The sequence below is a fragment of the Glaesserella sp. genome (genome assembly GCF_041817755.1).
GTDB lineage: Bacteria > Pseudomonadota > Gammaproteobacteria > Enterobacterales > Pasteurellaceae > Glaesserella.
Map to the genome: position 1 here is coordinate 31,652 of NZ_JBGYBX010000046.1, position 8,536 is coordinate 40,187.

1 protein-coding gene is annotated in these 8,536 nt (G+C 44.0%); it reads left to right on the plus strand.

Annotated features, from left to right (window positions below; translation table 11 throughout):
* Window positions 1–4: 4 nt before the first annotated feature.
* Window positions 5–8,536, plus strand: an 8,532-nt coding sequence (locus ACEYKX_RS06710) for a hemagglutinin repeat-containing protein (RefSeq protein ID WP_373780667.1), incomplete at its 3' end; no start/stop codon positions are given.

The following is an 8,536-nucleotide window of genomic DNA, read 5'->3' on the forward strand; positions in this document are numbered from 1 at the left end:
CACCATGAACAAACACTGTTTTCGGGTCATCTTCAGCAACACATTACAACGTTTAGTCGTCACATCCGAATTGGCAAAATCGGCGGGTAAATCCACCGAGGCTTCCGCTTTCCGCGGTGCGGATTTGCAAATGTCCGCCCGAATCCGACCGCTTGTATTCAGTCTGTTTTGTGCATTAGGCTTCGTGGCGTTTTCCGATACGGCATTCGCCGAGCTGATTATTCAAGCGGACAAATCCGCCCCGAAAAATCAACAACCGATAGTGCTACAAACGGCAAACGGTTTACCGCAAGTCAATATTCAAACCCCGAATGACAAAGGACTTTCACATAATACCTATTCCAAATTTGATGTCGATACCAAGGGGGCGATTCTCAATAACAGCCGCACAAACGTGCAAACCCAACAAGGCGGTTGGGTGCAAGGCAACCCTTATTTGGTTAGAGGCGAAGCGAAGGTCATTCTAAATGAAGTGAATTCGTCAGACCCGTCAGTCTTAAAAGGCTATGTGGAAGTGGCGGGTAAAAAAGCGGATGTGATTATCGCCAACCCGTCGGGTTTACATTGTGAGGGCTGTGGCGTCATCAACTCAGACCGAACGACCTTCACCACGGGCAAACCGCAGATTCGACAAGGCAATCTTGAGAGTTTTGTGGCGGAAAAAGGCAAGGTGAGGGTTTCAGGCAAGGGGTTGGATAACAGTCGTGTAGATTATACGGAGATTATTGCTCGCGAGACGGAAGTCAATGCGGGTATTTGGTCGAAGAAAGAAACGCAAGTTGTGACGGGTAAAAATACCGTCAAGCGGTCAGAAAGTCCTGAAAATTTGCAAATTATTCACACAAACCAACCGCTTGCCACGGAAAGCCGACCGCAATTTGCGATAGATGTGGGCGAGTTGGGTGGGATGTACTCGGGAAAAATCCGCCTCATCGGTACCGAACAGGGTGTCGGGGTACGTAATGCGGGGCATATCGGTGCCGGTGCGGAAAATCTCAAAATTGACAGCCAAGGGCGAATAGTGAATACGGGCACGCTAAATGCCAAGCATGTCGTTCAACTTACAGGCACAAAAGGCATTGAGCACCGAGGCAAAATAGAAAACCGTCAGGGAGACATTACCCTTAACACGGAAGGCGATATTCAACAAGACGGCTCGATAGTTGCCCGTGACGGTCATGTTTATCAAACGGCAAATCAAGCCATTCACCAGCAAGGCGAAACGGTGGCAAAAGGGGATATTACCTATAAGGCGCCGAGTGTTACCGCTTCCGCGTCGTCACTGATTGCCTCAGGCGTAGAGGTCAAAGATAGCGCACAAGGCGAAGTCCGCACGCTTGCCCCCCAATCGGCTCAAGGTAAAACGATTACCGTCACTACCGCAGGGTCAGCCACATTACAAGGTAAAAATGTGGCTTCAGGCAATATCAATGTCAGCGGTTCAGAAGTCAATGTAGACCACAGCCGGACTTCTGCGTATGCGGTTAATGTCACAGCATTGCAAGGCAAGATTCAAGCTAACAATGCGAGCTTGATTGCCCATAGCGAGTTAGCCTTAACCACGCCAACCTCTCTTGAAACTCAACATGGTTATGTAAAAGCGGAAAAAATCACCGCTAAACAAAGCTCATTGAATACGAAAGGGGCGACTTGGGAGCAAACCGGCACAGGTGAATTAAAACTGGATGTTGCAGATACATTACACAATAGCGGCGGAACGTTTAAAACCCAAGGGGATTTAACCGTTCATGTGCAAGGCATGGATAACCGTCAGGGGCGTTTGATAGCGAAGGGCAATCTGAGGGTCAATACCGAGCGCGGTAAATTAGATTCGACACAAGGCTTATTGACGGCAGAGCGAGACGTTGTGGTCAATACGGGTGAATTGATGAATGATGGTGGTTTGATTTACGCCCAACAAGATTTAACGTTAAACAGTACAAACCTTACTAATGATAAAGGTAAAGTTAGTGCAGCTACGAAAGTAGATCTGACACTTTCAGGAAATATCACTCAGCAAAACGGCATCATAGAGGCACAAAAATTAAATTTAACCGCAAATGTACTGAACTCGGCAGATCAAAGCTTAATTTTTGCAGATCGCTTGAACATAACAACATCGGGCGAGTTAAATAACCAAGATAGCCGTATGATTGCTAAATTTGATGGTAGTATTCAGACAGGTAATACATTAAATAATACAAATGGAACGCTTGGCAGCCAACAAGGTTCTTTCACCATCAATACTCATCATCACCGTTTAGTAAATGAAAAAGGAAGTATTGTTGCACTGCAAAATATGACCGTTGAGAGTGGCGCAATAGATAATCAGCAAGGATTAATTTCTGCAAATAATATTACGTTAAACAGCCACAATCAGGCGATTAATAACCAAGATACATTCTCTACGGTTCGAGATAAAGGGATTGTTGCTCAAAATGCATTAGTGATTGCGACAGGTTTACTCAATAATACCAAGGGAAATATCCTCTCACATGATCGCAGTACTATTGATTCTACTTTGCTCGTGAATCATCATGGGGAAATTCGTGCGCAATCACAACTTGATTTAAATGCCGATACTCTTACACAGAACGCAGGTTTAGTGACTGCAAATATTGTCAATTTGGTTTCTCGTGCCATTCAGTCAAACCAACAGAGTGAAATCAGTGGTTCTCTAATCAATGTCACGACTCAAACATTAGATAATAGCGAGAGTAAATTGATTGCACGTCAAACGGCTCATATTGATGCTCAACATGGTATCCAAAATCAAAACGGTACATTGGCGACCTTGGGTGAGATGCTATTTATTACGGCTCACCAATCCGCAGTGAATAATAAAGGCGGTGTAATTTCTGCTCAAAATGGCACGCTACAACTAGAGGCAAGTGTATTAGATAATCAACAGGGAACAGTTCATGCACACACTGCAAATATTACCGGATTGCAACGTGTAGATAATCGCAATACGCTGGCAAATGACACTCAAGGGATGATTGTTACCGATTTAAACTTAAATACGCAGCAAATTCACAATCAAGCCGGTCGAATTACTGCATTTAATCAGGCTACCCTCAATTCAACGGATATTCAAAACCAGTCGGGTGAAATTTTAGTGGCAAAAGACGGAGTATTGAACGCAGAGAATATTCAAAATCAAGCCGGGAAAATTGCCTCTATCGAAGCCAACTTAAGTATTACAACACAAACCATGCTAAATAACCAATTAGGAACGCTAAGTGCAGCGGATAAACTTGTTCTTAATACAAAAGGTCTACATAACCAGCAAGGTCGTATTAGTTCATCAAATCAATTAGAGATTAATACGGCTGAACAAGCGTTGAATAATCAAGAAGGCTCCATTTTTGCAAATACTCAAGCCAAGATTGAATCAGGAGAAATCAATAACCAACGTGGGCTTATTCGTGCAGACAGCGAACTTTCTATTGATACTCATAAAAACACCGTCGATAATCGTAATACCCAAGGTAAAGAGCAAGGTATTGTAGGGTTAGGTAATGTGGTTTTAAAACATGTAGATAATTTATTCAATCAGCAAGGTAAACTTTATGCTGAAAATGCGCTAAACATTGGTGTGCAAGCTCATACAAATAATAGTCAAGGGATAATGCAATCCAATGGCACTCTCACCCTTTCTACTCAAGAGCTTGATAATCAAGGGACAAAAGCGAAAGGTGCAGTACCAACACAAGGTATTCAAGGGAATAATATTACGATTCAAACCACGAACCTGAATAACCGGCAAGGGGGTATTTATAGTACGGATAATGTCTCTATTACCGCACATAACCGCTTAGATAATCAAAAAGGTGAATTATTAGCCGTAAATAAAGTAAATGTGTTACACCACGGCAATTTAATGGTGAATAACGAGCGGGGATTAATTCAAGGCAATAATGCGGTTGATTTAAATGCAAAAGGTCTGGAATCTGAGGGCAATATTAAAACTGAGGGTAATTTAACGATTACCTTAAAAGATAGTTTTACCTTAAATAATGCTTTTGAGGCAAGTAATCTTGTTTTTACTACCGCGGGTAATTTTACTAACAATATTGCGCAATCTATTGCGAATAACATGCAAATTTCAGCAAATCATATTGTGAATAATCTGAATGCGGAGCTTTCAGCGAATGAAACAACTCTTAATACCAATAATTTAACTAACCGAGGTTTAATTGACGGCAATAAAACGTTAATTAATAGCACGAAGGTGACTAATATTGGTACTGGACGAATTTATGGGGATCACCTCTCCTTCCAAGCGAATACAGTTGAAAACCGCTCCGAAACGTTAAATGGGGAAACGAAGGCGGGGACAATTGCAGCAAGGGAACGTTTGGATTTTGGGGTAGATAAACTGACTAACCGAGATCATGCATTAATTTTAAGTTTGGGAGAGATGGCTATTGGTGGTGATCTTGATGCTCAAGGGTATGCAATAGGGCAAGCCGGCTTTGTTGATAATGGTAGTGCAACAATTGAAGTGTTGGGCAATAGTACGGTTAATACCACTAAACTGCTTAATCATGATTTATATCTTAAATTAGGTGTAAATTCTACAACAGAAGATGTAGAGGAAATGGCTCCGGAATCTAGACCGACCGAACGCTATAGAGTGGGTGTAGATGGTGGTTATGGTTGGGAAGGAAGATCGGCTTGGTTCTATTTTTATGAGCCAAATAAACCAAGTATTGTAGAAAAACAATTTTATGTTTGGCGATATAAACGAACAACGCATACTCCTTACATTGAAAAGCAAGATAAAGCCAAGTTTAACGTAGGTGGCAATTTATACCTCAATGGAAGTGATTTACATAATAAACATAGTGAAATAGCAGTAGGTAAGAAACTATTTTTAGGTGATTATGAATTTAACCGTAATCAGGAAAATTCATCGTTAAGTGCGAATGGTATAACACTAAGAAATGAAGATATTGAGAAAACAATTAAAATTGATGAAAAAGGCGATTTTTTCCTTTTAAAACATTATAAGACACACGGAAATCACGGGCATAGACATGCATTCATTAGTAAACATAATCCTCCAACCTATGTAATTAGTTCATCTTTTAATACGGTATTGAACACCATTGGCACGTCAATTTCATCAACCGCTACACTGGACAGCAAACCTCAGGCTGGAGATGTACAATTAGATACTGTTTCGGTTACTACATCAAATGCAGAACAATTAGGAAAGATCACCGTTCCCCGAACGCAGTTAGATGGTAAAACCTTTACGGAAATTACTCTGACGTCGGAGATCAATCACGATGAAGTGGTTAACTCCGGTCAAGTGATTGCCAAGCTCCATAAAGTTGTGGAAGGCGATACGGTTCCGGATTTGGCTAATCTGACCATGCCAATGGTAAAAACCCATTTGGCAGAGGTGCGTTTACCGGAAGCAAGTTTGTATAAAATCAACCCGGATGCCCCGAACGGCTATCTGGTCGAAACCGATCCAAAATTTACCGACCGTAAGCAATGGTTGAGTTCAGACTATATGTTTGAACAACTTCGTTATAACCATGATAACGCGCATAAACGTTTGGGTGATGGTTTCTATGAACAGCGTTTAATCAATGAGCAAATTAACCAGCTCACCGGCCGTCGTTATCTTGAAAGTTACAGCAACGATTTTGCGCAATACCAAGCGTTAATGAATAGCGGTGTGCAATACGCCAAACAATTTAACCTTGCGGTGGGTGTGGGATTAACGGCAAAACAGATGTCGGAACTGACGACTGATATGGTGTGGTTAGTCAATAAAGAAATTACGCTTGCAGACGGACGCAAAATCACCGTTCTTGTTCCACAAGTGTATTTGGTTGCCCGTAATAGCGATATTAGCTCACGGGGTGCGGTGATTTCAGCCAATCAGATTGTAGGAAATGCGGACGAACTAAACAATAGCGGTGTGATAGCCGGACGGGATTTAACCCGTATTCATTCCAACCAATTAGAGAACCAAGGCACGATTTTAGGCGAGACGGTTGATTTATCCGCTCAACAAACTCTGATTAACCTCGGTGGACGCATTGAAGCAGTCAAATCCCTCTCGCTGTCGGCAGGGAAAAATTTAGAGATTAGCAGCACGCTGTCTTCTGCTGAAAGTGCGGACGGCAATTTTGCCCACACTATTTTAGACAGGCTAAGCACAGTAAAAGTGAGTGGTGAGGGCGGTCAATTAAACTTGCAGAGTGCCGGTAATCTTACCGTGAAAGCGGCACAGCTAGACAGCCAAGGCAGACTGAATGCCAATGCCGGCGATGCTTTACACATTACCACCCTAACGACCCAAAACAAAGCGCATTACAACGGTGATGCGGATAACTACTACCGTTTAGACCAAAAAGCGGAGGCGGGAAGTACATTAACGGGTAAAGAGGGCATTTCGCTGGTAGCCAATCATGATGTGACACTTCGTCAAGCGGAGGTCAGCAGTGAAGTCGGCAAGGTGCTCATCGGCTCAAAAACGGGCGATATTGTGGTGGAAGCCGGTCGGGCGGAAGAGCAATTAGCCACGTCGATGAAATCTAAGTCAAGAGGGCTCTTAAGTAAAACAACCACGGTTTCACGCCATTTTCACGAGACAACCAATGCGGTGGCAAGTCATGTAGACGGGCAGGAGGTGAGTTTGATTGCACAACAAGGCAATATCAGCGTAAAAGGCTCGAATGTGGTGGCAGAGCAAGATTTAATGCTGGCGGCGAAAGAGAATGTGTCGATTGTTTCGGATGTGAATACCCATTACCAAGAGGATTACAGCAAAACGACGAAAAGCGGTTTAATGGGTTCGGGCGGAATAGGATTTACGATTGGGAATAAAAAAGAAACCACAGAGCAAGACCGCACGCAAGAAAGTGCGGCGAGTAGCCAAGTGGGGAGCTTAAAAGGCAATACGACCATTCAAGCCGGTAACCATTACCAACAAACGGGCAGTATGGTGACTTCACAAGCCGGCGATGTCGATATTTTTGCCCAAGCCGCCGATATTACTGCAGCCCGTTCGGATTATGAAAGCAATTATAAATACACGATGGAACAGAAAGGTGTCACGATAGCCTTAACCGGTGCTGTTGTGGCAGCGATACAAGCGGTCGATTTGACGGTAAAATCTGCAAAAGCGGTGGGTAGCAGTAAAAACAACCGAGTGAATGCGATGGCAGCGGCGAATGCCGGTTTTGAGGCGTTGCGGGCGGCGGAGCAATTACAAGGTGTCGCCCAAGCGGTATCGAACGGCTCGGCGACGGGCGGTGCGGTAGGGGTAAGCATTACCTACGGGCAACAAAAAACGGAACAAACCCAACATAGCGAAGGGAATACTGCTGAGAAAAGTCAAGTGAATGCAGGTGGTAAAGTGCATATTCAAGCCACCGGCAAAGGTGAACAGTCACATCTCACGATTAAAGGAGCGGATGTTTCCGGTCAGGCCGGTACACATTTAAAAGCGGATGGAGATGTCAATATACAAGCGGTAGACGAAAACCATCTTGAACGCAGCAAAAACAAATCCAGTGGTTTTAATGTGGGTGTAGCGATTCAATTTGGTAACGGCATTGCAGCCGGGGTTACCGCCGGGGGAAATGTGGCGAAAGGCTACGGCAACGGCGAAAGTCAGGCGTGGGTGGCAAGTCAAGTGGGCGATAAAAACAGTCACACCACGATAGAAAGCGGCAAGGATACGAATGTTATCGGCTCACAAGTGAAGGGTAAACGGGTTGAAGTCAGTGCGGAAAACCTGAATATCGAAAGTTTACAAGACACAGCAAAATACGATGGCAAACAGGAAAGTGCGTCGGGACAAGTCACGGTCGGCTATGGTGCCTCGGCAGGCGGAAGTTACAGCAAATCGAAAGTCAATTCCAATTATGCAAGTGTAAAAACACAGGCAGGGATTTATGCGGGGGATGAGGGGTATGACATCCACATTAAAGAACACACCGAACTCACAGGCGGATTGGTCACATCAACAAATAAAGCGGAAACAGAAGGTAAAAACCGCTTTAGTACAGGGACGTTGAATGCCACAGAGATAGAAAACCACGCCGATTATCAAGGCAGCAGCATCAGTGTGAGCGGCTCGGCGGCAATGAATTTTGATACGCCGCTTGGTAATCGCGAAAATGGCATAGCCCAAAGTAATAAACAAGCAGTGAATGAAAAGGGTGAAAAAATTTACCTTGACTCACAAGGTAATGAAACAACAGAGGCGAAAACAGGCGGTCAAGCCAACCAAGCCAAATTAGCGACGGGCTTAGCCTCGCTCACGGGTGGCGTCAATATCGGTTATGGCAGTGATGGAGACAGCCAACGCAGCCGAACGAAATCGGGGATTAACACGGCGAATATTGACATTCGGGACAGCCAAGCACAACAAACGAAGACAGGTAAGACCGTCGAAGAAATACGGGCACAAGTGAAAACGGAGATTCATACCGACAACGCCGAAAGTCATAGTGGCAAGTTGGAAAACCGTTTTGATAAAGCTGCCGTCCAAAATGAGTTGGAT